This window comes from Paraburkholderia sp. C35 (genome assembly GCF_003121405.1).
Classification (GTDB): Bacteria; Pseudomonadota; Gammaproteobacteria; order Burkholderiales; family Burkholderiaceae; genus Paraburkholderia.
The window spans coordinates 25285-50478 of the sequence record NZ_QBUY01000059.1; the positions used below are offsets into that span (position 1 = coordinate 25285).

Annotated in this window: 22 protein-coding genes and 1 pseudogene; 9 read left to right on the forward strand and 14 right to left on the reverse strand. The window is 63.6% G+C overall.

Annotation, left to right across the window (positions count from 1 at the left end):
* Nucleotides 1-337: 337 nt before the first annotated feature.
* Both murJ and DK391_RS27775 read left to right on the forward strand, forming a co-directional pair.
* Complete coding sequence (gene murJ / locus DK391_RS27770; RefSeq protein WP_109481214.1) at nucleotides 338-1888, forward strand: murein biosynthesis integral membrane protein MurJ; 1551 nt, start codon at nucleotides 338-340, stop codon at nucleotides 1886-1888.
* A 5-nt stretch (nucleotides 1889-1893) separates the two neighbouring features.
* Nucleotides 1894-2736: a SirB1 family protein gene (locus tag DK391_RS27775; protein WP_109481239.1), complete on the forward strand. Its 843-nt coding sequence runs from the start codon at nucleotides 1894-1896 to the stop codon at nucleotides 2734-2736.
* Nucleotides 2737-2825: 89 nt separating this feature from the next.
* Here the strand turns inward: DK391_RS27775 and DK391_RS27780 are convergent, their stop codons facing one another.
* The 5 genes from DK391_RS27780 to lpxK form a co-directional block, all read right to left on the reverse strand.
* Nucleotides 2826-3584, reverse strand: coding sequence for a 3-hydroxyacyl-CoA dehydrogenase (locus DK391_RS27780; RefSeq protein WP_109481215.1), 759 nt, complete (start codon nucleotides 3582-3584; stop codon nucleotides 2826-2828).
* Nucleotides 3585-3828: 244 nt separating this feature from the next.
* Nucleotides 3829-4494, reverse strand: coding sequence for an adenylate kinase (gene adk, locus DK391_RS27785; RefSeq protein ID WP_109481216.1), 666 nt, complete (start codon nucleotides 4492-4494; stop codon nucleotides 3829-3831).
* Nucleotides 4495-4753: 259 nt separating this feature from the next.
* Complete coding sequence (gene kdsB / locus DK391_RS27790; protein ID WP_109481217.1) at nucleotides 4754-5557, reverse strand: 3-deoxy-manno-octulosonate cytidylyltransferase; 804 nt, start codon at nucleotides 5555-5557, stop codon at nucleotides 4754-4756.
* Nucleotides 5558-5696: 139 nt separating this feature from the next.
* Complete coding sequence (locus tag DK391_RS27795) at nucleotides 5697-5900, reverse strand: Trm112 family protein (RefSeq protein ID WP_007180583.1); 204 nt, start codon at nucleotides 5898-5900, stop codon at nucleotides 5697-5699.
* Nucleotides 5881-6897: a tetraacyldisaccharide 4'-kinase gene (gene lpxK, locus DK391_RS27800; protein WP_109481218.1), complete on the reverse strand. Its 1017-nt coding sequence runs from the start codon at nucleotides 6895-6897 to the stop codon at nucleotides 5881-5883. Before lpxK ends, DK391_RS27795 begins: the two co-directional genes overlap by 20 nt.
* A gap of 603 nt (nucleotides 6898-7500) precedes the next feature.
* Here lpxK and xseA point away from each other — a divergent pair.
* The 5 genes from xseA (at nucleotide 7501) to DK391_RS27825 (ending at nucleotide 12915) form a co-directional block, all read left to right on the forward strand.
* Nucleotides 7501-8880 carry an exodeoxyribonuclease VII large subunit gene (gene xseA, locus DK391_RS27805; protein WP_109481219.1) on the forward strand — a complete coding sequence of 460 codons (1380 nt, stop codon included), beginning with the start codon at nucleotides 7501-7503 and terminating at the stop codon, nucleotides 8878-8880.
* Between the two features lie 213 nt (nucleotides 8881-9093).
* Nucleotides 9094-9672, forward strand: a complete 579-nt coding sequence (locus DK391_RS27810) for a Fe-Mn family superoxide dismutase (RefSeq protein WP_109481220.1) — start codon at nucleotides 9094-9096, stop codon at nucleotides 9670-9672.
* Nucleotides 9673-10019: 347 nt separating this feature from the next.
* The gene (locus DK391_RS27815) at nucleotides 10020-11189 is read left to right on the forward strand and encodes a CaiB/BaiF CoA-transferase family protein (RefSeq protein ID WP_109481221.1); all 1170 of its coding nucleotides are present in this window, start codon (nucleotides 10020-10022) and stop codon (nucleotides 11187-11189) included.
* 21 nt (nucleotides 11190-11210) lie between these two features.
* The gene (locus DK391_RS27820) at nucleotides 11211-11960 is read left to right on the forward strand and encodes an electron transfer flavoprotein subunit beta/FixA family protein (RefSeq protein ID WP_109481222.1); all 750 of its coding nucleotides are present in this window, start codon (nucleotides 11211-11213) and stop codon (nucleotides 11958-11960) included.
* 10 nt (nucleotides 11961-11970) lie between these two features.
* Nucleotides 11971-12915 carry an FAD-binding protein gene (locus DK391_RS27825; RefSeq protein ID WP_109481223.1) on the forward strand — a complete coding sequence of 315 codons (945 nt, stop codon included), beginning with the start codon at nucleotides 11971-11973 and terminating at the stop codon, nucleotides 12913-12915.
* A 98-nt stretch (nucleotides 12916-13013) separates the two neighbouring features.
* On the opposite strand, the gene DK391_RS27830 is transcribed toward DK391_RS27825, so the two are convergent.
* The 6 genes from DK391_RS27830 to DK391_RS27855 form a co-directional block, all read right to left on the reverse strand.
* The gene (locus DK391_RS27830) at nucleotides 13014-13838 is read right to left on the reverse strand and encodes an SDR family NAD(P)-dependent oxidoreductase (protein ID WP_109481224.1); all 825 of its coding nucleotides are present in this window, start codon (nucleotides 13836-13838) and stop codon (nucleotides 13014-13016) included.
* 69 nt (nucleotides 13839-13907) lie between these two features.
* The gene (locus tag DK391_RS27835; protein WP_109481225.1) at nucleotides 13908-14324 is read right to left on the reverse strand and encodes a MaoC family dehydratase; all 417 of its coding nucleotides are present in this window, start codon (nucleotides 14322-14324) and stop codon (nucleotides 13908-13910) included.
* 12 nt (nucleotides 14325-14336) lie between these two features.
* Entirely contained in the window at nucleotides 14337-14777 is a 441-nt protein-coding gene (locus tag DK391_RS27840) for a MaoC family dehydratase N-terminal domain-containing protein (RefSeq protein ID WP_109481226.1), read from the reverse strand.
* Between the two features lie 40 nt (nucleotides 14778-14817).
* Nucleotides 14818-16008 carry a lipid-transfer protein gene (locus tag DK391_RS27845; protein WP_109481227.1) on the reverse strand — a complete coding sequence of 397 codons (1191 nt, stop codon included), beginning with the start codon at nucleotides 16006-16008 and terminating at the stop codon, nucleotides 14818-14820.
* Between the two features lie 51 nt (nucleotides 16009-16059).
* Complete coding sequence (locus DK391_RS27850) at nucleotides 16060-17199, reverse strand: acyl-CoA dehydrogenase family protein (protein WP_109481228.1); 1140 nt, start codon at nucleotides 17197-17199, stop codon at nucleotides 16060-16062.
* 46 nt (nucleotides 17200-17245) lie between these two features.
* Entirely contained in the window at nucleotides 17246-19126 is a 1881-nt protein-coding gene (locus DK391_RS27855; protein WP_109481229.1) for a feruloyl-CoA synthase, read from the reverse strand.
* Between the two features lie 590 nt (nucleotides 19127-19716).
* Here DK391_RS27855 and DK391_RS27860 point away from each other — a divergent pair.
* Nucleotides 19717-20928: a porin gene (locus DK391_RS27860; RefSeq protein ID WP_109481230.1), complete on the forward strand. Its 1212-nt coding sequence runs from the start codon at nucleotides 19717-19719 to the stop codon at nucleotides 20926-20928.
* A gap of 113 nt (nucleotides 20929-21041) precedes the next feature.
* Here the strand turns inward: DK391_RS27860 and DK391_RS27865 are convergent.
* From DK391_RS27865 to DK391_RS27875, 3 genes and pseudogenes are all read right to left on the reverse strand, one after another.
* Nucleotides 21042-22461: pseudogene (locus DK391_RS27865) on the reverse strand (aldehyde dehydrogenase family protein).
* Between the two features lie 20 nt (nucleotides 22462-22481).
* Complete coding sequence (locus DK391_RS27870) at nucleotides 22482-23393, reverse strand: TauD/TfdA family dioxygenase (protein ID WP_109481231.1); 912 nt, start codon at nucleotides 23391-23393, stop codon at nucleotides 22482-22484.
* Between the two features lie 85 nt (nucleotides 23394-23478).
* Nucleotides 23479-24789, reverse strand: a complete 1311-nt coding sequence (locus DK391_RS27875) for an MFS transporter (RefSeq protein ID WP_109481232.1) — start codon at nucleotides 24787-24789, stop codon at nucleotides 23479-23481.
* 283 nt (nucleotides 24790-25072) lie between these two features.
* Here DK391_RS27875 and DK391_RS44440 point away from each other — a divergent pair.
* The coding region (locus tag DK391_RS44440) for an FAD-binding protein (protein WP_162600920.1) at nucleotides 25073-25194 on the forward strand (122 nt) is incomplete at its 3' end.

Genomic DNA, 25194 nt, shown 5'->3' on the forward strand with positions numbered 1-25194 from the left:
AACGAAACTACGTGGAATCCCGCTCGTTTTGGCTCATGTTAAGCGAGGCAGAACGGTTAGCGAGCTTCGAAACCGGCGATTATAGCAACAAAATCAGATACGTGGCAACCGCTGAGCAGGGACGCGTTGTACGCAAGCTGGCGCGAGCAATACGGTGAAAGGAAGCCTTTCCAGTACATCCAAGCCGCAGAGGCCCGGTCTGACGAGACATTTCCTCACAAATTCGTGCCCAAATCGAACGTCTTTGCTGCAAATCGGTCCCAAACGCTTCGAATTGCCACGAATCGTGCCCCTGACATGCTGAGCGCCCTGGACGCACCCGTATAATAAGCGCCCCATGAATCTATTCCGAGCCCTGCTGACGGTCAGCGGCTTCACGTTGCTTTCGCGCGTGACCGGACTGGCCCGCGAGACCCTGATCGCCCGCGCGTTTGGCGCCAGCCAATACACCGACGCGTTCTACGTCGCCTTCCGCATTCCGAACCTGCTGCGCCGCATCTCTGCCGAAGGCGCGTTCTCGCAGGCCTTCGTTCCGATCCTCGCCGAGTTCAAGAACCAGCAGGGCCATGACGCGACCAAGGCGCTGGTCGATGCCACATCGACCGTGCTCGCCTGGGCGCTCGCCGTGCTGTCGCTACTTGGCGTAGCGGGCGCGACGTGGGTCGTGCTGGTGGTCGCGTCGGGCCTGCGCAGCGACGGCCAGGCGTTCACGCTCGCCGTGTCGATGACGCGGATCATGTTTCCTTACATTGTGTTTATCTCGCTGACGTCGCTGGCGTCGGGCGTGCTGAACACGTACAAGAACTTCTCGTTGCCCGCGTTCGCGCCCGTGCTGCTGAACGTCGCGTTCATCATCGCGGCCGTGTTCGTCGCGCCGCTGATGAAGGTGCCCGTGTACGCATTGGCGTGGGCCGTGATCGCGGGCGGCATCGCGCAGTTCATCGTGCAGTTGCCGGGACTCAAGAAGATCGACATGATCCCGCGCATCGGGCTGAATCCGGTCAAGGCGCTGGCGCACCGCGGCGTGAAACGCGTGCTCGCGAAGATGGTGCCGGCCATGTTCGCCGTTTCCGTCGCGCAGATCAGCCTGATCATCAACACGAATATCGCGTCGCATATCGGGCCGGGCGCCGTGTCGTGGATCAACTACGCCGACCGCCTGATGGAATTCCCGACCGCGCTGCTCGGCGTCGCGCTCGGCACGATCCTGCTGCCGAGCCTGTCGAAAGCACACGTCGACGCCGACCCGCACGAATATTCATCGCTGCTCGACTGGGGCTTGCGCGTGACCTTTCTGCTCGCCGCGCCGAGCGCCGTCGCGTTGTTCTTCTTCGCCGAGCCGCTTACAGCGACGCTGTTCCACTACGGCAAGTTCGACGGCAATGCTGTCGTAATGGTGGGGCGCGCGCTGACCGCGTACGGCATCGGGCTGATCGGCATCATCCTGATCAAGATCCTCGCGCCGGGTTTCTACGCGAAGCAGGACATCAAGACGCCGGTGAAGATCGGCATTTTCGTGCTGGTCATCACGCAGCTTAGCAACTACGTATTCGTGCCGATCTTCTCGCACGCGGGCCTCACGCTGTCGATCGGGCTTGGCGCCTGCGTGAACGCGTTGTGCCTGTTCATCGGTTTGCGGCGGCGCGGCATCTATATGCCGTCGCGTGGCTGGTCGGTGTTTTTCGTGCAACTGATCGGCGCGTGCCTGGTGCTGTCGGGCGTGATGCACTGGTTCGCAATCAGCTTCGACTGGATCGGCATGCACGCCGAACCGGTACGGCGCATGGCCTTGCTCGCCGCGTCCCTCGTGCTGTTCGCGGCGCTATATTTCGGTATGCTCTGGCTGATGGGGTTCAAATACGCGTATTTCAGAAGGCGAGTGAAGTGATCACGATGACCCGGGTTCTCGATTATTTCAGTGCGCTCGTCGCCGAGGACGATGGGCTTCCGCTCACGGAAGCGGCGCTGTCGCTCGCGCAGGACGCCTACCCTGATCTCGATCTGCAATCCGTGCTCGCCGAGATCGATGAGCTTACGCTGCGTGTCAAGCGCCGCATTCCGGACGACGCCGATATTCAACAGCGCGTCGGCATTCTGAATCGTTACTTCTTTCGCGAGCTGGGTTTCGCCGCGAACGTCAACGATTATTACGACCCGGACAATAGCCATCTGAACATGGTGCTCAAGCGCCGCCGCGGCATTCCGATTTCGCTGGCGGTGCTGTATCTGGAGATGGCGTCGCAGGTGGACATTCCCGTACGCGGCGTGTCGTTCCCGGGGCACTTTCTGCTGCGCGTCACGTTGCCGGAAGGCGACGCGATGATCGACCCGACTACGGGCCGTCCGCTATCGGAAGCCGAGATGGTCGAGATGCTCGAGCCGTACGTGGCAAAGGCGGGTGAATCGATCAGCCGCGCGCTGCGAATGCTGCTGCAACCGGCAACACGCCGCGAGATCGTCGCGCGCATGCTGCGCAATCTGAAGGCGACGTATCTGCAGACCGAACGCTGGCAGCGCCTGCTTGCCGTGCAGCAGCGTCTCGTGATCCTGCTGCCGGAGAGCATCGAAGAAGTGCGCGATCGCGGCTTCGCGTATGCGCGGCTCGATTACCTGCGGCCTGCGCTCGAAGATCTCGAACGTTATCTTGGCGACCGTCCTGATGCCGACGATGCGACCGTCGTCGAATCGCAATTGCACGAGTTGCGGCAGCGCACGCAACATGACGATCACGATTGATCGTTTCGAAGCTTCGCTTCAGATAAAAACGCCTGCGTAGATCACTACGCAGGCGTTTTTCATTTCGGCGTGCCGGCAGACGAATGCGCTTACTTCGGCTGCATGCGGATCGCGCCGTCGAGACGGATCACTTCGCCGTTGAGCATCGGGTTATCGAAGATCTGCTTGACGAGCATTGCATATTCGTCCGGCTTGCCGAGGCGCGGCGGGAACGGCACCATCGCGCCGAGCGCATCCTGCACTTCCTGCGGCATGCCAAGCAGCATCGGCGTTTCGAAGATGCCGGGTGCAATCGTCATCACGCGGATTGCGTTGCGCGACAGATCGCGCGCGATCGGCAACGTCATGCCGGCAACGCCTGCTTTCGATGCCGCATAAGCCGCCTGTCCGATCTGCCCGTCGAAGGCGGCGACGGAGGCCGTATTGACGATTACGCCGCGCTCGCCGAGTGCGTTCGGTTCGAGCTTCGCCATTTCGGCGGCGGCGAGACGGATCATGTTGAAGGTGCCGACGAGGTTGATCGACACCGTGCGTGCAAACGAGTGCAGGGGATGCGGGCCGTCCTTGCCGACGGTCTTCATCGCCGGCGCGACGCCCGCGCAATTCACGAGACCGCGCAAGTTGCCGAGCTTCGTCGCGGCTTCGACGGCGAGTGCGCCATCGTCTTCGCGGCTCACGTCGCATTTGACGAACACGCCGCCGAGTTCCTGCGCGAGTGCCGTGCCGGCGTCGTGGTTCAGGTCCGCGAGCACGACCTTGCCGCCGTGCTGCGCGAAGAGGCGGGCCGTTGCCGCGCCGAGTCCGGACGCGCCGCCCGTGACGAGGAACACGTTGTCCTTGATATCCATGTCTTCTCCTTGATTGGACGCGTGAATCGCATCGTTGGAATAGTTGTCGCTGAATGATTTTAACGGCTCGGTCTCATGCGTCAAACCGGGCAGGGCGCAACGCAGAGCGCGCCCGTATCGTTGGTCGATGCATGCCGCTCAGTGCTCCGAATGAACACCCGGCCGCAACGTCGAAAGCATCGCGCCAAATAAAAAACCCGCCGTGAAAGGCGGGTTTTCATGTGCTGCATGCGGATACGCTTGCTTACTTCAGCGCGTCGAACACGCGTGCACGAATTTCATCGACCGAGCCGAGGCCCGAGATGCGGCGGTATTGCGGCGCCTTCAGCGGCGTCGATGCATCGCCGTTCTGCGCCCAGCCGTTGTAGTAATCGATCAGCGGCTTGGTCTGCGACACATACACATCGAGACGCTTCTTCACCGTCTCTTCCTTGTCGTCGTCGCGCTGGATCAGCGGCTCACCCGTGATGTCGTCGATACCTTCGACCTTCGGCGGATTGAACTTGACGTGATACGTGCGGCCCGAAGCCGGATGCATGCGACGCCCGCTCATACGCGTGATGATCTCGTCGAACGGAACATCGATTTCGAGCACGAAATCGATGGCGACGCCTGCCTGCTTCATCGCTTCCGCTTGCGGAATGGTGCGCGGGAAACCGTCGAACAGATAGCCGTTGTCGCAGTCGCAATCTTGCAGACGCTCTTTCACGAGATTGATGATGAGTTCATCCGTGACGAGTTCGCCCGCATCCATGTAGCGCTTGGCTTCGATGCCGAGCGGTGTGCCCGCCTTCACCGCCGCACGCAGCATGTCGCCCGTCGAGATTTGCGGAATGCCGAACTTTTCCTTGATGAAGTTGGCCTGGGTGCCCTTGCCCGCGCCAGGAGCGCCCAACAGGATCAAACGCATTTGATATCTCCAGATCTATGTCAATTCTGTCTGGCGTGCCGCGTTGCATTGGATGCATGCCGCGATCGACGCTCTTGATTCTTGGTTGCCGCTGTCAGGCCGGGCAGCTTTTCGCTGCCAGCTTCGCGCTGCACGTCGTGAACGGCGCTGCAAAGCAAACGGCAAAACAGGCGGATTAAAAAACGGGCGAATGATGATATCGATCAAGGCGCATCGATACCGGGTGAATCGCGCGAACGATCGATTATGCCATGGCTTTTTACGCTGGCGACCCGAAAAACGCCTGTACACGGGCCAGATCGTCAGGTGTGTCGACGCCCGGCAGCGGCGCGTCGTGCGTGACGAGCACGGCGATGCGCTCGCCGTGCCACATTGCACGCAACTGTTCGAGCGCTTCGGCCTGCTCGATCGGCGAGATCGACAGACTCGGGTAAGTACGGAGGAACTTCGCACGATACGCATACAGCCCAATATGCCGGTAGACAGCAGCGGGTGCAGGCGGAGCGGGCATCTGCGCGACATTCGGCCAGTGCGGCTGGTAAGCGTCGCGAGCCCATGGAATCGGCGCGCGCGAGAAGTACAGCGCTACGCCGCGCGCATCCAGCACGACCTTGACGACGTTCGGATTGAACACTTCCGCCGGCTCTTGGATGGGATGCGCGGCTGTGGCGATCGCAGCGCCTTGCGTCGCCGCGAGGTGCGACGCTACGCCGCGCACCAGCGCAGGATCGATCAAAGGCTCATCGCCTTGCACGTTGACGACGATGGTGTCGTCGGCCCAGCCGTAATGTGCGGCGACTTCCGCGAGACGGTCGGTACCCGACGGATGATCGGCGCGCGTCATCATCGCGTCGATACCATGTGCGCGCGCGACGTCGAACACGGATTGCGCGTCGGTGGCGACCAGCACCTGCTGCGCGCCCGATTCGAGCGCGCGTTCCGCTACGCGCACGACCATCGGCTTGCCGCCGATATCGGCGAGCGGCTTGTTCGGCAGACGCGTCGATGCGAGCCGCGCCGGCACGACGGCGATGAAGGGCGGAGTGGACTGGGTGTGGTTCATCGGAAACGTGACGTCAGGCAGTACGAGGGCCGAGAGAAACGCGCCGCCTTCACGGCGGCGCGATGTGCGGATCCAGTCGAGGGCGCGTCTGCATCGCGCGAACGATGCGTGATCACGCGCATACGCTCAGGCAGCCGGGTCAGGCAACCGAGCCGGGATTGAGATCGACAGGCGTGCCTTCGACCGTTTGCCGCGCTTCGTCGACCAGCATCACGGGAATGCCGTCGCGGATCGGATACGCGAGCTTGTCTGCGTTGCAGATCAACTCCTGAGCGGCGCGGTCGTAGCTGAGCGGGCCCTTGCAGATCGGGCATACGAGAATTTCAAGCAGGCGAGCGTCCACGGACTTTCTCCACAACGAGTGCAATGAGGCGATGATCGAGCGTGGCTTCGACGGGGACGACCCAGAGCCGCGCGTCATGCCAGGACCCCAATTTTACCGCATCCTTTTCGGTGATCAGGATCGCGTCGGCGTCCACGTCGACGAATGGATTCGTGCTGAACGCGTAATGATCGGGCAGTGCGCGCGTCTGCGGCGAGAGGCCCGCCGCGCGCAGCGTCGCAAAGAAGCGCTCGGGTGCGCCGATGCCCGCTGCCGCGAGCACGCGCTCGCCGGCGAACTGCGCGAGCGGACGGCGCAGGCGCGGATTGTCGAGATGCCATGCATCGCCGGGCGCCAGCTCGAGCGAGAAGGTGTTCGGCCAAGGCGGCAGCGCGCGGTCATACGGATTGTTGATCAGCGTCGCATCGCGCTTGCGCGAGAGCGGTTCGCGCAACGGACCAGCCGGCAGCAGAAAGCCATTGCCGCCCAACCGGTGATCGAACACGACGATCTCCGCATCGCGCTCCAGCCGATAGTGCTGCAACCCGTCGTCGCTGACGATCACATCGACATCGCGATGTGTCTTGCACAGCGCTTCGGCCGCCGCGACGCGATCGGGGCACACGAACACGGGCGCGCCCGTGCGGCGGGCGATCAGCAGCGGCTCGTCGCCGGCCTGGGAGGCCTTCGAGGTCGGCGTGACAAGTGTGGGCAGTGTGACCTTCGCGCCATCACCCCGCGACACCACGCCCGGCGTGAAACCCGCGCTGCGCAGCGCCTGCACCAGCGCGATCACGGGCGGCGTCTTGCCGGTGCCGCCGACAGTCACGTTACCCACCACGACCACCGGCACGCGAATTCGCACCGACTTCAGCCAGCCAGCCTTGAACGCTGCGCGGCGCGCCAGCGCGACCGCGCCGAATACGCACGCGAGCGGCGTCAGCGCCCACGCGATCGGGCCGCGCTGTTGCCACTCGCGCGTGATGCGCGCTTCGAGGCTGGAAGCGCGTTCGCTCATCGGCAGGTGGCGGCCGGCTTGCGCGGCGCGTCAGTCAGGACGGACAGGGCGAACATCGGCAGCTATCTCCGGGGAGGTCGGTTGCACCGACGGTTGTGAAAGACCACGCGAACCACGCAACGCGGACAACGGCGAAACGGCGAAATTGCGAAAAGGACAGCAGACGGAACCAGAATGCGCGGCGAAAACTGCTGGCTCACACACTTTCGTCATGACCGACAGATTCCGCCAGAACCCGGCACTCTAGCGCGCGGGCGGCGTGGCCTGCAAGTCTGAAAGGCGTCGACGCGCGGGTCGCACGCGGTCGATGCTTTATCCATAGCCTGTGGATAACTTTGTGGAGAACGTGCCTTGCAATTTGTCGGAAAGGCCGCCGCACAAGCATCTGCTCGGTGGTCGGGAACTTTTTGATGATAAAAAACGCATATAAATCAATGGGTTAAATGGTTTTAAGTGGGCTCTGGAGCCGTTTTGAGACAGTCTTCCAGGCTGCTCCCGACATGTGGACACTTTTAACAATCCGGCTAACGGTGTTTAGACCGCACTGGACCTGGCTGGCCGATCGGTCTATCGTCTGTCCGGCCTGTCCACACCATTCCTCGCATGAATTCCGAAAGTCCTTTCTCGTCGTCCGCGGGCGCAGGCGGCGATGCCGTCGTTCCCGTCTCGGTGCTCAACCGTGCAATCGGCACGATGCTCGAACGCTCGTTTCCACTCGTGTGGGTATCCGGCGAAGTGTCGAATTTCACGCGTGCCGCGAGCGGCCACTGGTACTTCTCGATCAAGGACGCCCAGGCGCAGATGCGCTGCGTGATGTTCCGCGGCCGCGCACAGCACGCGGAGTTCACGCCGCGCGAAGGCGACAAGATCGAAGTGCGCGCGCTCGTCACGATGTACGAACCGCGCGGCGAGTTGCAGCTGAATGTCGAAGCCGTGCGCCGTACGGGCCAGGGGCGCCTGTATGAAGCGTTCCTGCGGCTCAAGGCGCAACTCGAAGCCGAAGGCCTGTTCGACCCTGAGCGCAAGCGCGCGTTGCCCGCCCATCCTCGCGCGATCGGCATCGTCACGTCGTTGCAGGCGGCGGCGCTGCGCGACGTGCTGACCACGCTTGCACGGCGTGCGCCGCATATTCCCGTGATCGTGTATCCCGCGCCTGTGCAGGGTGCGGGCGTCAGCGCGAAACTCGCGGCAATGGTCGAGGCGGCCAACCGGCGCCGTGAAGTGGACGTGCTGATCGTGTGCCGTGGCGGTGGTTCGATCGAAGATCTGTGGGCCTTCAATGAAGAAGTGCTGGCGCGCGCGATTGCGTCGAGCGAGGTGCCCGTCGTGAGCGGCGTCGGTCACGAAACCGCCTTCACGATCGCCGCCTTCGCCGCCGACGTTCGCGCGCCAACGCCCACGGGCGCCGCCGAACTCGTCAGCCCGCAGCGCGTGCTGCTGCTGCGCGATCTCGATCAACGGCATGCCGCACTGGCGCGCGGTTTCGGACGCATGATGGAGCGGCGCGCGCAGCAGCTCGACTGGCTCGCGCGCCGTCTCGTCTCGCCGGCTGAACGGCTCGCGCGGCAGCGCACGCATCTGCAGCAATTGAGCGTGCGGCTGGCGTCGGCGGGCGCGCGGCCTGTGCGCGATGCGCGCGGACGTTTTGCGCTCGTGCAGATGCGCTGGGAACGCTGGCGTCCCGATCTGTCGCAGCATCGCGCGCAGGTGAACGGCCTCGCCGAGCGGCTCGAACGCGCATTGTTGCGTCAGCATGAAAGACACGTTGCGCGCGTGGAAACGCTTGCCGCGCGGCTCGACGTGCTGAGTCCGCAACGCACGCTCGAACGCGGCTATGCGGCCTTGCTCGATGCGCAAAGCGGGCGTGCAGTGCGTGCGCCATCGGCATTGAAACCGGGCCGCCGCATGACCGTTCACCTCGCCGAAGGCTCGGCGGATATCGCGTTGTCGGATGTGCAGCCGCGTCTTACAGATGGTTTTTGAAAGCGGTTTGCCACAGTACTTTTGACCTTCGTATGACAGCTGAAACGATGCTGCGCGAGCATTAATTACGCTGCCCGCGCAGCGCGTTTTTGCAATGAAGGCCATAAAGGGCTTGCGTTTGCGGGGTTATTCCAACTCGCCTACAATCGAGTGCTCCCGCAGCGTTATCCGCAGACTCCCCATAAACAGATACAGATAGAAAGGAATAGCACCATGGAACATACGCTCCCGCCGCTGCCGTTCGCAAAGAACGCCCTCGTTCCGCACATGTCGGAAGAGACGCTCGAGTTTCACTACGGCAAGCACCACCAGACCTATGTGACCAACCTGAACAATCTGATCAAGGGCACGGAGTTCGAGAACCTGTCGCTGGAAGAGATCGTCACGAAGTCGTCGGGCGGTATCTTCAACAACTCCGCGCAAATCTGGAATCACACGTTCTTCTGGAACAGCCTGTCGCCGCAAGGTGGCGGTGCACCGAAGGGCGCACTCGCTGACGCGATCAACGCGAAGTGGGGTTCCTTCGACAAATTCAAGGAAGAATTCACGAAGACGGCAGTCGGCACGTTCGGCTCGGGCTGGGCATGGCTCGTGAAGAAGGCAGACGGCTCGCTGGATCTGGTGTCGACCAGCAACGCTGCGACGCCGCTGACGACCGACGCAAAGGCGCTGCTGACGATCGACGTGTGGGAACACGCGTACTACATCGACTACCGCAACGCACGTCCGAAGTTCGTCGAAGCATTCTGGAACATCGCAAACTGGGACTTCGCGGAAAAGAACTTCGCGTAAGTCTTTGCTCGATCCGGTAAGCGTCTGACATTACCGGAAAGTGCAGCAGCAATAGAAAAGCCCTCCATCGTGAGGGCTTTTTCTTTTTGTCTTTCCGAATCGCACGTACTCGTTCCAATTAATTCGGCATCCATAATAAAAATCAATCGCTGATTTCACTCGAGCCCATGAGCTTTCGCTGACACGCACGGCCCGCTCTTTTCGCCACCCGTCCGGGGTGGTCCTGTCCGCTATCCGCCAGGGCTTACTACGATCACGGGGCACTCTGCCGCCCTGATTGACACAGCCCGATATCAAGGTCGCGCCGATACGTCAGGCGGGCCGCATTTCAATGGAGACACACGCGCATGGGCGTTTTGAACGGAATCAGAGTGCTGGAATTCGAGGCGATAGGACCGGGCCCGTTCGGCGCGATGCTGCTCGCCGACATGGGCGCTGACGTGCTGCGTATCGACAGGCCGGCCGCACCCGACGATCTCGGGCCGAAAACCAACGGCAAGCGCATCGACATCACGGGGCGCGGGCGCCGTTCCATCACGCTCGATCTCAAGCAGCCGGAGTCCGCGGCGGTCGCGCTCGATCTGATGGCGCGCGCCGATGTCGTGATCGAAGGTTATCGGCCGGGCACCATGGAGCGGCTCGGACTCGGGCCGGAAGCAGCGCTCGCCCGCAACCCGAAACTCGTCTACGGACGCATGACGGGCTGGGGACAAACCGGGCCGCTCGCGGCGTGTGCCGGTCACGATCTGAACTATGTCGCGCTATCGGGCGTGCTGTCGGGCATTGGCCGCGACAACGGGCCACCCGCAGTGCCGCTGAATCTTGTCGGCGATTACGGCGGAGGCGGCATGCTGCTCGCGCTCGGCGTCGCGTCGGCGTTGCTCGGCGTGCAACGCGGCGGGCCGGGCCAGGTGATCGATGCGGCAATGACGGAAGGCGCCGCCCAACTCGGCGCGGTGGTCTGGGGCTTGATCGCATCGGGCAACTGGCGCGAACAGCGCGCGAGCAATCTGCTCGACGGTGGCGCACCGTGGTACGACAGCTATCGCACGCGTGATGGCCACTACATGGCAGTCGGTGCCGTCGAAGCGCGCTTTTATGCGTTGCTGCTCGACAGACTGGGCCTCGCTGACGCCGGCCTGCCCAAACAGCACGATCGAAGCGGCTGGTCGGTGCTGCGCGAAGCGTTCGCTGCGGCATTCGCTGCGCGAACACGCGACGAATGGTGTGCAGCATTCGAAGGCAGCGATGCGTGCGTCGCGCCGGTACTAGGGTTTTCCGAAGCGCCCGATCACCCACAGCATCGCGCGCGTGGCAGCTTTGTCGAAGTGGCGGGCGTCGTGCAACCCGCGCCCGCGCCGCGTTTTTCCGCGACGCCGTCGCATGTCGGCGGACCTGCGCCGAAGCGCGGGCAGGGCGGTTTGCGCGCATTGCGCGACTGGGGCTTCGACGCCGCCGCGATTCAAGGCATGACGGCGCGCGGGCTCGGCTTCGAGTCCGAAGCATCGGCGAATTAAACCAATAACAGGAGACAGCAGATGAAAGCACTTGTAGCGGTCAAACGCGTGGTGGACTTCAACGTGAAAGTGCGCGTGAAGTCGGACGGTTCGGGCGTCGATCTCGCCAACGTGAAGATGAGCATCAATCCGTTCGACGAGATTGCCGTCGAAGAGGCCGTGCGCCTCAAGGAGCGCGGTGTCGTGAGCGAAGTCGTCGCGGTGTCGTGCGGCGTGACTGCGTGTCAGGAAACGCTGCGCACGGCAATGGCGATCGGCGCGGACCGCGGCATCCTCGTCGAGACGGATGCAGAACTGGAGCCGCTTGCGGTGGCGAAGCTGCTTAAAGCGCTAGTCGACAGGGAGCAGCCGCAACTGGTGTTGTTCGGCAAGCAGGCCATCGATAACGATTGCAACCAGACGGGGCAAATGCTGGCCGCGCTCGCAGGACTGCCGCAAGCCACGTGCGCCAGCAAGATCGAGATTGCCGACAACTGCGCGACCGTGACGCGCGAAATCGACGGTGGACTGGAAACGGTGCGTCTCACGCTGCCCGCTGTCGTCACATCGGACTTGCGCCTGAACGAACCGCGTTACGCGACGTTGCCGAACATCATGAAGGCCAAGAAAAAGCCGCTCGATACCGTGACGCCGTCGCAACTGGGCGTAGACATCTCACCGCGACTGACGGTGTTGGACACTGCAGAGCCGGCGCAACGCAGCGCGGGCGTGAAAGTACCCGACGTGGCCGCGCTGGTCGCGAAACTGAAAACGGAAGCCAAGGTGCTCTGAGGAGACGGACATGAATGAACGTACAAGCGTACTGGTCGTGGCGGAACACGACCATGCATCGATCCGCAGCGCGACGCTGAGCACGGTTGCAGCCGCGTTGCAGTGCGGCGCCGACGTGCATGTGCTGGTGGCAGGACACGGCGTGCAGGATGCGGCGAACGCGGCGGCGCATATAGCGGGTGTATCGCGCGTGGTGGTCGCCGATGCGCCTTGCCTTGCGCAAGGTCTGGCCGAGAACCTGGGCGCGCAGGTCGTGCAAGTCGCCGGGCGCTACAGCCACATCCTGTTCCCGGCGACGAGCATGGGCAAGAACGTCGCGCCGCGCGTCGCGGCTTTACTCGATGTCGCGCAGATTTCAGACATCATGCGCGTGGTGAGTGCCGATACATTCGAGCGTCCGATTTACGCGGGCAACGCGCTTGTGACGGTGCGCTCGCATGATCCTGTGAAAGTGGTGACCGTGCGGGTGACGAACTTCGATGCGGTGTCTGCGCAAGGCGGAAGCGCGCAGATCGAAACAGTCGATGCCGTGAGCGATAGCGGGCTGTCGAGCTTTGTCGGGCGGCAAGTCGCAAAGAGCGAGCGGCCGGAACTGGCCGATGCGCAGATTGTCGTGAGCGGTGGGCGCGCGCTTGGCAGCAGTGAGCGGTTCAATGAAGTGCTGATGCCGTTGGCTGACCGGCTGGGCGCCGCACTTGGAGCAAGCCGTGCAGCCGTCGATGCAGGCTTTGCGCCCAATGACTGGCAGGTCGGGCAGACCGGCAAGATTGTCGCGCCGCAGTTGTACATCGCCTGCGGCATCTCGGGTGCCATTCAACATCTTGCGGGCATGAAGGATTCCAAGGTGATCGTTGCCATCAACAAGGATGCCGAGGCGCCCATTTTCAGCATCGCTGATTATGGCGTCGAGGCTGATCTGTTCAACGCGGTGCCGGAACTGGTGGCCTTGCTATAAGCGGCTACAAGCAAAAAAGGGCGCCTCTCACGTCGAGGCGCCCTAAAAAAGTCCAGCCAGTTCCGGGGTGAAACCAGCCAGACTTCCACGCAACGCAATTACTGCAGATTCCCCGCCACAGCAATGGTCTGACCGGTGATGTAATTCGATTCCGGCGAGCAGAACAGATACACGCCGCCCGCCGCCTCTTCAGGCGTACCGCCGCGTCCCAACGGATTGCGCTGCGCATGCGACTTCAGCATATCGGGGTTCAGGCCCACGCGAATATCGCGGCCATCGATACTCACCGTCGCGCCGGCATGTGCATCGGCGGAAGTCATGCGGGTATGAATGAGGCCAAACGCCACGCAATTGACGTTCACGTTGAAGCGACCCCATTCGCGCGCAAGCGCCCGCGTCATCCCGATCACACCTGCCTTCGCCGACGAATAGTTCATCTGTCCGGCATTGCCGTTCAACGCCGACACCGACGAGATATTCACGATCTTGCGATACACCTCGCGGCCCGCTTCCTTGTCGGCGGCGTGCAGCGCTTTCATGTGCGGATACGCTGCGCGCAGGATGCGAAACGGCGCCGTCATATGGCAATCGATAATCGCGTACCACTGCTCATCGCTCATCTTCTGGATCACGTCGTCCCACGTGTAGCCCGCATTGTTGACGATGATGTCGATGCCCTTGAATGCGCTGAGCGCGGTGCCGACGAAACGCTCCGCGAAGTCCGGCGCGGTCACGTTGCCCACGCAGGCAACGGCCTCCACGCCCATCTTCTTCAAGGCCTCGACCGTTTCGTGCGCGGGATCGGCGTCGAGATCGTTGACCACGATGCGCGCGCCTTCGCTCGCAAACTTCTCGACGATCGCGCGGCCAATGCCGCGTCCCGAACCCGTCACGAGGGCAACCTTGCCGTCAAGCTTTCCCATCTGATGTTCTCCTGTGTATGTCTGATTGCGTCCCTGCGCGGAATCAACGCGCCGGGTCAAAGCGCAAAGTCAAAGCGCGACCACGGCTTCGCCGACCACGCGCGGCTCGCCGTACTGATTGGCGGTCTGGATTTCCAGCTTCACGCGCCGTTCGCCGTCCGCTTCGAACTTGTCGACGACACGGCCCGTGCACGTCACCTGATGCCCGAGGTGCGTGATGCCGACGAAGCGCACGCCGAAGCCGCGCAGTTGCCGCTGATCGACCCATCCCGTAAGCAGACGGCCGAGATAGGCCATCGACAACATACCGTGCGCGAATACGTCCGGCATGCCTGCCTTGCGCGCATAGTCGGTATCGATATGCACGCGGTTGTGATCGCCCGAGGCGCCCGCGAACAGCGCAAGCGTGGTGCGGTTGACGGGTTCGAGCGTGAGTGGCGGCAAGGTGTCGCCGATCTTCACGCTATCGAATGTGAGAGTGCTCATGAACGTTCTCCGTTAGCCGTTGCGATGCACGAGCACGCTGCGCAGATCGGCGACATGCTCGCCGTGCTGGTTCGTCACGCGCGTTTCGCGCACGACGAAATCGAGTGCGCCGTTCTTCTTGTCGTAGATGTCGGCGATGCGGCTTTCGAAGTGCAGCACGTCACCCGCATAGGCGAGGCGGTGATAGGTGAACGACTGCTCGCCGTGCAGGATGCGCGACAACTGGATGCCCAGTTCGTCGCGCCAGCTGGTGTCCGGCTGCTGAAGCTCCAGTGAAAACAGAAATGTAGGCGGCAAGGGCAGCGCGCGATGACCCGCGTCGCGCGCGGCCGCTTCGTCAACATAGCGGCGGCTGGTTTCGCCCGTTGCCTTTGCAAAGAAGCGCAGTTGTCCCGCTTCGGCGACCGCGCGAAACGTCGGCAGCACCTTGCCGATGAACTTTTTGTCGATCATGTCGATTGCTCCGTGACGCTGGCGTTGTGATCTGCGAGACTCAACGCGCGGCCTTGTAGACGGTCACGACGCACGCGCCACCCAGCCCGACGTTGTGCGCGAGCGCGACCTTCGCGCCTTCGACCTGACGCGCTTCCGCCTTGCCGCGCAATTGCTGCGTCAGTTCGAAGCATTGCGCGAGACCCGTTGCGCCCAGTGGATGCCCTTTCGACAGCAGGCCGCCCGACGGATTGACAACCCACTTGCCGCCATAGGTGTTGTCGTCGTCGGCGACGAGTTTTGCGCCTTCGCCTTCCGCGCAGAGACCGAGGCCTTCGTAGGTCAGCAGTTCGTTTTGCGCGAAGCAGTCGTGCAGTTCGATCACGTCGATGTCGTCGGGACCGATGCCCGCCTGCTCATACGCACTCTTCGCGGCAGCGCGCGTCATGTCGAAGCCGACCACGCGGATCATGTCGCGTGCGTCGTAGGTGCTGGGCAGATCGGTGGTGAGCGCCTGGCCCGCGATCGTCACGTCGGTGCGCAGGCCATGTTTGCGTGCGAACTCTTCCGACACGATGATGGCGGCGGCAGCACCGCACGTCGGCGGGCAGGCCATCAGACGCGTGAGCACGCCTTCCCACAGCATCGGCGCGGCCATCACGTCTTCCGTCGAGACGACATTGCGGAACACGGCAAGCGGATTGCGTGCTGCGTGCTGGCTCGCCTTTGCGCGAATCTTCGCGAAGGTTTCGAGCTTCGTGCCGTACTTTTTCATGTGCGCCATGCCCGCGCCCGCGAACTGGCGAATCGCGTTGCTCAGGCCTTCGGGGCGTCCAACGAGTTGATCGGTCATGTCGCGCGCGCGTTCGCGCGCGCTCGGCCGATCGGTCCACACCGACTTGAGCGCGCCCGGCCCCATGAATTCGAAGCCCACAGCAAGCGCACATTCCACGGCGCCGCTCGCCACCGCCTGGCGCGCGAGAAACAGCGCCGACGAACCCGTCGCGCAGTTGTTGTTCACGTTGATGACGGGAATACCCGTCATGCCGACGTGGTACAGCGCTTTCTGGCCGCAGGTGGAATCGCCGTACACATAGCCGGCGAATGCCTGCTGCACCTTGTCATAGCTGACGCCCGCATCGGCGAGCGCATCGCGCACGGCAGTTGCGCCCATCACGTCATAGCTTTCGCTGGTGCCGGGCTTCTTGAACGGAATCATGCCGACGCCGGCGACGAACACATTGCGACTCATGTCACTGCTCCTTGTGAATGCTGAATGGGGTGATCGGTTGATGGACGTGCATCAGAGCTTGCGGGAGATCAGGTCGCGCATGACTTCGCTCGTGCCGCCATAGATGCGCGTGACGCGCGCATCGGCGAACGCGCGGGCCACCGGGTACTCGAGCATGTAGCCGTAACCGCCGTGCAACTGCACCATTTCGTCGAGTGCCTTGCCGAGCGCTTCGGTCGCGTACAGCTTGGCGATGGCGGCTTCTTCCAGCGTCAGGCGGCGGCGTACGTGTTCGCCGAGGTAGTGATCGACGAGCAGGCGCACGGCGGTCGCTTGCGCCTTGATGTCGGCGAGCTTGAACTTGGTGTTCTGGAAATCCCACACGGTCTGATTGAACGCTCGGCGATCCTTCACGTAGTTGATCGTGTGATCGAGGCAGGCTTCGAGCTTGGCGGCCGCGCCGATGGCGATCGACAGGCGCTCTTGCGGCAGTTCCGCCATCAGGTAGGCGAAGCCCTTGCCTTCTTCGCCGAGCAGGTTCGACACGGGCACGCGCACGTTGTCGAAGAAGAGTTCGGCCGTGTCCTGCGCATGCTGGCCGACCTTGTCGAGCTTGCGGCCGCGCCGGAAGCCTGCGCGATCCGCTTCGACCACGATCAGGCTCACGCCTTTCGATCCCGCTGACGGATCGGTCTTGCAGACCATCACGATGAGGTCGGCATTCAGGCCGTTGCTGATGAAGGTCTTGCTGCCGTTGATCACGTATTCGTCGCCGTCGCGGATGGCCGTGGTGCGGATGGCTTTCAGGTCGCTGCCCGTGCCGGGCTCCGTCATGCCGATCGCGAGAATCGCTTCACCGGAGCAGACTTTCGGCAGCCAGCGCTGCTTCTGTTCTTCGTTGCCGATGCGCGCGATATACGGCGCGATGATGTCCGAGTGCACCGAGAAGCCGAGCCCGCTGACGCCCGAACGGTTGACCTCTTCGTTGAGCACGGCAGCGTGACCGAAATCGCCGCCGCCGCCGCCGTATTCCACCGGCAGCGTGAGGCACAGCAGACCTTCGCGGCCCGCCTTGAGCCAGGTCTCGCGATCGACCTTGCCGGCCTTGTCCCATTCGGCCTGCTTCGGCACGCATTCGCGTTCGAGAAAGCGTCGCGCACTCGTGCGCAGCATTTCATGATCGTCACGGAAGACAGTTCTGGTGATTTGCATGACTAAGTATTCCTGTTCGATTGATGTCAATGCCCTTTGCGGGTCGTTATTGTGTGCAGGCGATGTGCACGGCCGGATGAATCTGGAAAAGCTGTTCGACGAGCCCCGCGCGGCGTGCGCGCGTCACCGACTGGTTGACGTAGCCTTTATCGGCGATTTCGTTGGCGTCGATGGAAGGCGGCTCCGTCATCAGCATCAGGCGTTCGATGCGCAGGCTCGAACCGTTGCGCGGCTGCGAGCGCAAACGCGTGGCCAGCGCATCGACGACGACAGGATGCTGCACGAGCGCAGCGGCATCGAGCGACGCGAGTTCCGGAGCGAGCGCCCGGCACGCGGCGACGTTGGGCCACGCGAGTGCGGCGAGGTAATCGTGATCGTGTCCGCAGATCACGGCGTCCGTCACGAGTGGCGCGCAGCATTCGAGCAGCGCGAGACGCACGGCGCCTGTGCGCACCCATGTGCCGTTGGTGAGCTTGAAATCTTCGACGACGCGGCCCGCGAACAACATGCCTTGCGACGGATCGTCGGCGTTCACGAGACGCACTGCGTCGCCTAGCCGGAAGAAGCCTTCTTCGTCGAAGGCGGCCGCCGTCAGTTCCGGATGCGCGACGTAGCCGCCGAACACATGCGGCCCGCGCATGCGGATTTCGTAGCGTGCGTCGCCGCCTTCGAGCGGCACGAGTTTCACTTCGGCGCCAGGCACGGGCGTGCCGATGTTGCCGTTCGCTGCATCGGCGCGTCCGCAATAGGTGCCCATGCCGCTCGTTTCGGTGCACGCGAGCCCGGTGCAGAAGCCGATGCGCTCGCCGACAGTCTGCTCGGCGACACGCTGGATGCGCTGATACACATCGCCAGGCAGGCTCGCGCCGCCGTAGCCGAAGTAGCGAACCTTCGCGAACAGCTTGCACGCGAGTTCCGGGTCGCGTTCGAGCTCGCCCGCCAGCACGCTCCACGCCGACGGCACGCTGGTGAAGATGGTCGGCGACACGTCACGCAGGTTGCGCACCGTGCGTTCGATCATGCCCGGCAGCGGCCGGCCATCGTCGATATGGTGGGCCGCGCCGAACTGGATCGAGCGGCCGAGGTTCAGCACGCCGCCGAGGCCGTGGTGCCACGGCAACCAGTCGAGGAAGACGGGCTCACAGTCGCGCAGCCAGCCGAGGTTGTCCGCGTAGTACGCAGCGACCGCGCGGAAATTGCCATACGTCAGCGACACGCCTTTCGGCGTACCCGTGGAGCCGGAGGTGAAGAGCACGCGCGCGATGTCGTCGGCACGGATGGCCGCATGCGCTTGCGCGACGCGCGCGACCTGTTGCGGCGTGAGGTCGTCGACTATCAGGTCGGCCCACGAGAGCACGCCGGTCCGGATGCCTTGCACGGCGATGACAGGCGTAGTGGCCGAAGCGAGTGCGGCCAGTGCGCGTTCGCAGGTTCCCGCGTCCTGCACGAACAGCGCGGCGGGCGGCACGAGCGACGCAACGCCGCTCAGTCGCGCGAAGTCTTTGCTGAGGGTTGAGTAGGCGGGCGAGACGGGCGCGGCGGGCACGCCGACGTATTCGGCGGCAAGCAGCAGCACGGCCTGTTCGATGGAATTGCCGGACAGCAGCATCAGTGGCTGGTCCTGTCCGAGTCCGAGATCCAGCAGCGCAGCGCCGATGATCTGCACCTGCCGCCACAGTTCGGCCCAACTGAGGGTGCGCCATTCGCCGCGTGCGTCGCGTTCGCGGAAGGCGGGCAGATGGCCGCGACGTGCGGCCCATGCGGGAATGAAGTCGGCGAAGCTCTGCTCTGCGATATCGGGCGGCAAGGTGGCCGAGCGCAGGATCAGCGTGCCGTCGGCGCGCTGTTCGACCAATGTGCGTCGCTCGGGAATGGGAACGGGACGATAGGACGTTGCCGCCGGTTGAGTCGGGGTGACCGTCGTCATGAGGTCTTGTCTCCTGTGTCGGCTGGCGTGGCGCCTGGATTCTCTGGCGCGTCACGCTGGCCGCATGCAACCTGGTTGCCGGATCGCGTGATGCGCGTTGCGCGTCCGCGTTTTGTAGTGAATGCCTGCGCGTCGATCCGCGCCAGGCCTGTATCAAAGAATAGTGGCAGACACTACACGTCAAACCACCCGGTCCGGGTGGCGGGGTTGCCTGGCCGAAGAGGGCGACGCGCATACCGCGTTTCGTTGTTCCATCACCTTACTCCCCGACACGAAAAGATCCACGCACACCTGCGCAATGTCATTGCGCCTCCGAAAGAAATCTTCCAGCAAACCGCGACTGCGTTGCGTTTCGCGCCGCTATACGCCGCGCGCCGGTCCGGGTATTCCCGTTCCCACTCCATTCGGGTGGGCGGCGCCTTCATACGCCCCTGCAACCATGACTGCGCAACAAGCCATCGAGGACGTCATTGCTTCGGTTTGCCAGGTAATGCCAACCCCTTCGACGACCGGATACAACGACCGGCATTGGCGCGAATGTGCAGCAACAGGTCCGCAAGCGTGCGGAGATAAAACTGAGGAGACAGTGCATGCGTTTGATCAGTAAAGGGGTGCTGGGCGCTACCCTGGCGTTGGCCGCGGGCGGAGCATCGGCGCAATCGAGCGTGACGCTCTACGGCGTGGTCGACGTGTTCGGCCAGTACCTGAACAGCGGCGCGGGGACCAAAAGCGGGCCGGGCTCGGCCTACGTGCGCGGCGCCAGTTCGTTTTCGGAACGCAGCGGCGGCTCGGCGGGTTCGCAGTTCGGCTTGAGAGGTGTCGAGGATCTGGGAGGCGGGCTGAAGGCGGCGTTCACCGTCGAAAACGGCTTCAACGCCAACAACGGCGCGTTCTTCGCCGATACGACCTCGCTGTTCTATCGTCAGGCGTGGGTCGGGCTGAAGCACGACGATTACGGCCAGCTGACCTTTGGTCGTCAATATCAGCCGAGCTTCTGGGCCGTCTATCCAACCGATCCGTTCCGCGGTAACGAAGTGCTGTCGCCTATCGCAGCCGCTGACCTCGCCGGCGCACGCGATCGCGCGACGCTCGCCACGCAGTACGTGTCGGGCCGTCAGAGCAACTCGGTCATGTATCAGTCGCCGGAAATGTGGGGCATGAAGCTCTACGCGATGTACGCGTTCCCGGTGACGGTGACGCAGCCGATTCCATCGACGTCGGGCAACATGTTCGATATCGCGCTGACCTACCAGGGCGCCGGGCTGTACGCCGCGCTCGCCTACCAGTTCCAGCATGGCGGACAGGAGACGGCGTCGCTCGGTCAGACGCCTGCCGGTACGCCGCTGCCGGCCAGCACGTTCAATCTGGTTTCGACGGAGCACTACACGGGCGCGCTGGGATACCGCTTCGGTATCGTCAACCTGCAGTTCAACTATGCGTACAACAAGGTCAAGACGCCGGCTAGCAATCAGGTCGTGACAGTGCCGGGCGTCGGGCCGGTGGGCGCGCTGGCGTCGCTGGTGCATCCGTACAGCATCATGGAACTGGGCACGACGATCCAGGCGACGTCCGCCGACGTGATCGAAGTCGCGGGCATCTACCGCAGCGTGCGCGGCGTCGACGACAACACGCTCGGCATTCAGGTCGGCGCCGAGCACAGCCTGTCGAAGCGCACGAGCATCTACATGCGCGCGGGCTACATGAAGAACAACGGCATCGCCAACATGAGCTGGCCGGGCGTATCCGCCGCCGATGGTTCGAAGCAGATTCTCGGCGTGGCTGGGATGACGCATCGGTTCTGACGAGACGTGCCGCTTTGCGGCACGTCATTCGCAGACAACGCGTGACGTGCAAAAGTAAAAACGGGAGATGACGCATCACGTCATCTCCCGTTTGACTTTGCGGTGCTTGCGGATCAGGCCGTCACCGATTTGCACTCGAGATATTCCGCCCGCCCTTCCACGCCATATTCGCGTCCGTTCCCCGACGTCTTGTAGCCGCCGAACGGCACAGTGACATCGAGCATCGCGCCGTTGATGCGCACGGAGCCGGCACGCAGTTTCGTGGCGATGCGCCGCGCGCGATCCACATCGCCCGATGCGACGTAGGCGGCGAGACCGTAGTCGCTGTCGTTGGCCATGGCGATGGCGCCCGCTTCATCGTCATAAGGCAGGATGCACAGCACCGGGCCGAAGATCTCCTCGCGCGCGATCTTCATGTGCGTGCGCACGTCGGCGAACACCGTCGGCTTCGTGTAGAAGCCACGTTCGAGTCCCACCGGACGGCCAGAGCCGCCCGCCACAACACGCGCCCCTTCCTCGATACCCATGCCGATCATGCGCTGCACCTTGTCGAACTGCGCGCGATTCGCGAGCGGCCCCATCTTCGTCGCCTCGTTCGACGGATCGCCGACGGGGATCGCATTCGCGACAGCCGCGGCAATCGCCACCGCTTCGTCATAGCGCGCGCGGCACCAGCATGCGGGTCGGCGCGATGCAGGTCTGCCCGGAGTTCGCCATGCATTGCGCGACACCCGTGGTGACGGCGGCTTGCAGATCGGCATCGTCGAGAATCAGGAGCGGCGACTTGCCGCCCAGTTCCTGTGCGACGCGCTTGACGGTCGGCGCAGCGCTGATGGCCACTTCGACGCCCGCGCGCGTCGAGCCGGTGATCGACACCATATCGACCTGCGCGTGCGACGACAGCCGCGCGCCCACCTCGCGGCCTTCGCCGAAAATCATGTTGAACACGCCGGGCGGCGTGCCCGCCGCGTGCATGATTTCCGCGAAGATCATGGCGTCGAACGGCGCGAGTTCGGAGGGCTTGAGCACGACGGTGCAGCCGGCCGCAAGCGCGGGCGCCACCTTCGCGACGATCTGGTTCAGCGGCCAGTTCCACGGCGTGATCAGCGCGGCGACGCCGATCGCTTCGCGGCGCACGACGCTCTTGCCACGCACGCTTTCGAACTCGAAGTTGCGCAGGGTTTCGATGGTCGCCTGCAGATGCGCGAGTCCGATCGGCGCCTGCAAGGTCTTGCACAACGTAACGGGTGCGCCGATTTCCTCGCAGACCGCTTGGGCCAGTTCGCCGAGTCGATCGCGATAGCAGGCGGCAATCCGTTCGAGTAGCGCAATGCGCGTTTCGCGCGAGCTGTCGGACCACGCTGGAAACGCGGCGCGCGCTGCGGCGACGGCGCGATCGGCATCGTGTGCGCTGCCGAGCATCAACTGGCCGATGGGCAGTTCCGTCGACGGACTCACGATGTCCATCGGCTTGCCGCCTTCGTGTGGCGCGATCCATTCGCCGTCGATATAAAACCGGTTGAGCGTTTTCATCTGCTGTTCTCCATGTGCCTTCAAAACGGGCGATCGCCGATGATGGTCGCGCGCATCATGTGGCGCACGGCGGGGAAGTAGTCTTGCACCGCGTAGTGCTGACATGAGCGGTTGTCCCAGAACGCGATCGTGTTGGGTTGCCAGCGCAGACGCACCTGATATTCGGGCGCCTGAGCCTGGCGGAACAGGTACTGCAGCAATTCCATTTCCGCGAGCTTGAAGTCGAAGCCGAAGCGGTAGCGCGGCACGGTGTGATGGCCATAGTTCGTGATATGCGTCGTGAAGGCCTCGTTCACGTAGAGAATCTTTTCGCCGGTTTCGGGGTGCGTGCGCACGACAGGGTGAAGCGCGGGCGGATATTTCTTGCGCATTTCGTCGTGCTGCTCTTCCGGCACGACGATGCCGAACAGCGGCAGAAACTCGTGCGCCGCTTTCAGCTTGCCGATCAGCGACTTGATCTCGTCGGGCAGGTTTTCATAGGCGGCGACCATGTTGATCCAGATCGTGTCGCCGCCCACGTCGGGACATTGCACGCAGCGCAGGATCGAACCCATCGACGGCACGTCGCGCCACGACACGTCGCTGTGATAGAGGTTTTCGCGGCCGCGCTTCGTGTCGTTGCGGCCAAGCAGCACGAGTTCGGGATGCTCGGGGTGATGCGGAAACGCGGGATGAATTTCCAGCTCGCCGAAACGCCGCGCAAACGCGACATGCTGCGCAGGCGTGATGTTCTGGTCGCGGAAGAAGATGACCTTGTGCTTGACCACGGCGCGGCGCAGCGCGTTGCAGGTCGCATCGTCGAGAGGCTCGCGCAGATCGATGCCGCTGATCTCGGCGCCGATGGTGGGCGTGCATCGCGCGACGCTGAATGGCCAGCGCTCGCTGGCTGCTTCCGTATGAACCGTGCTGGAAGGCTGAACGGTTGCCTGCATGTAACGTCTCCTTGCTTGCTATGGACAGCGCGCGGTCTTGCTGGCCGCGCGTCTGGATGTCGGGGAAGGGTCGGGCCGGTCCGGATCACGCCGACACAGGCACGATGCGGGCGCTGAGCATGCGGTTCGAACGCGCGGGATGCAGCCAGCGCAACGCTGCAAGCGCCGCGACGAACAGCAGCGCCGCGCCGATCAGAAAGCCGTTCTCGAATGCGTGACTGCTCGCCGGACCGGCGTTCTGCACGATGCGTCCCATGATGGCGGGCGCGATGGCTGCGCCGAGACTGGCAACCGCCGTGTAGATCGCGACGATTGCGCCGCGCTGGCTCTCGGGCCCGCCTTCGGCGAGCAGCGCGGGCGCGAGCGGGAAGCAGAGTGTCGGCAGCGCGCCTGCCAGTGCGAACAGCAGCGTCTTGCCGATGGGCGGCAGATCGAGCACGGCGACCGCGACGAACAGCGCGCCCGCCATCATCGCCATCATGCTCAGCAACTGCGCGCGCGCGAAGCGCGTCGACGCGCCGCGCGCCAGCATCCGTTCGGACAGCCAGCTCAGCCCGATATTCAAGGGCGACGCGACGCCGATCACGACGGCAAACCAGCGGCCCGCTGCGATGCCGTCGAAGCCGAGTCCTTTTTCGAGGTAACTCGGCAGCCAGGTCAGGTTCTGGCCGAGCATCCAGTAGGCAGCGAAGCCGAGCAGAAAGATCGACAGGATGGAGGGATCGGTGAGGATGGTCCGATACGGCAGGCGGGCGGGTGTGTTGCTGTCGCGGCGGGATTCATCGGTCGTGCCGGCTTCCGACGCGGCAGCCTGCGGGTTCCGGTCGCGCGACATGTAGAGCCACGCGATGCTCCACACGAAGCCGATGCCGCACAGTGCGAAAAAGTTCATCCGCCATCCCCATGTGCGGGTGACGAGCGGAATGAGCAGGCCGGCGAGCAGCAGCCCGAGCGCTGCGCCCTGACTCACGACGGCGATCGGCAGGCTGCGTTTGTGATCGGGGAACCACTTGCAGATGGCGTGGACCGAGGTCGAGAACGCCGGGCCTTCGGCGGCGCCCAGGATCACACGACAGACGAGGATGCCCATTGCACTGGTGGCGAGCGCCTGCGGCACCTGGATCACGGCCCAGCTCACGCCCATCGCGAGCAGCAGCCAGCGCGCCGACACGCGGTTCGACGCGAAGCCGACCACGATCGTCGAGATCGAGAAGAGCCAGAAGAAGCTGCCCGCGACCACGCCGAATTGAGCGGGTGACAGATGAAGGTCGGCCATCAGCGGCACGGCGACCATGCCGAGCACGACCTTGTCGAGAAAATTGACGGTGTAGAGACCGGTGAGCATGAGCGCCAGGGTCCAGGCCGCGCGCGGCGGCAGGGCAGTGGAATGGTTCATGAGCCACCCCTGACGCAGGTCTGCCAGATGAGCATGTTGTCTCCTTGATTTGTCGTGCACGCCGCCGGGCCGGGCAAAGCAGGTGGCAGCGTAGTGACGGCCACAGTACGGCGGCCGTCGTTTGCCCAGCACCACCCAAATCAGGTGGGAATGGACAAGCCCGTAGCGACGGGCTTTGGGTGCTGGTTGCGGACGAAGCGTCTACCCAAGCAGGGGGGTGTTCGCGCCTGGTGGCGTCCTTATCGTCGGCAGATCACGACATAACGAATGGAGACGGGAAGCCGTGTCGAACGAAACGCTTCTGAATGACGCGCTCGCGGGTCCGCGCGAGTCGATGGAATATGACGTGGTGATAGTGGGTGGCGGGCCTGCGGGGCTGTCGGCCGCTATCCGGCTGAAGCAGCG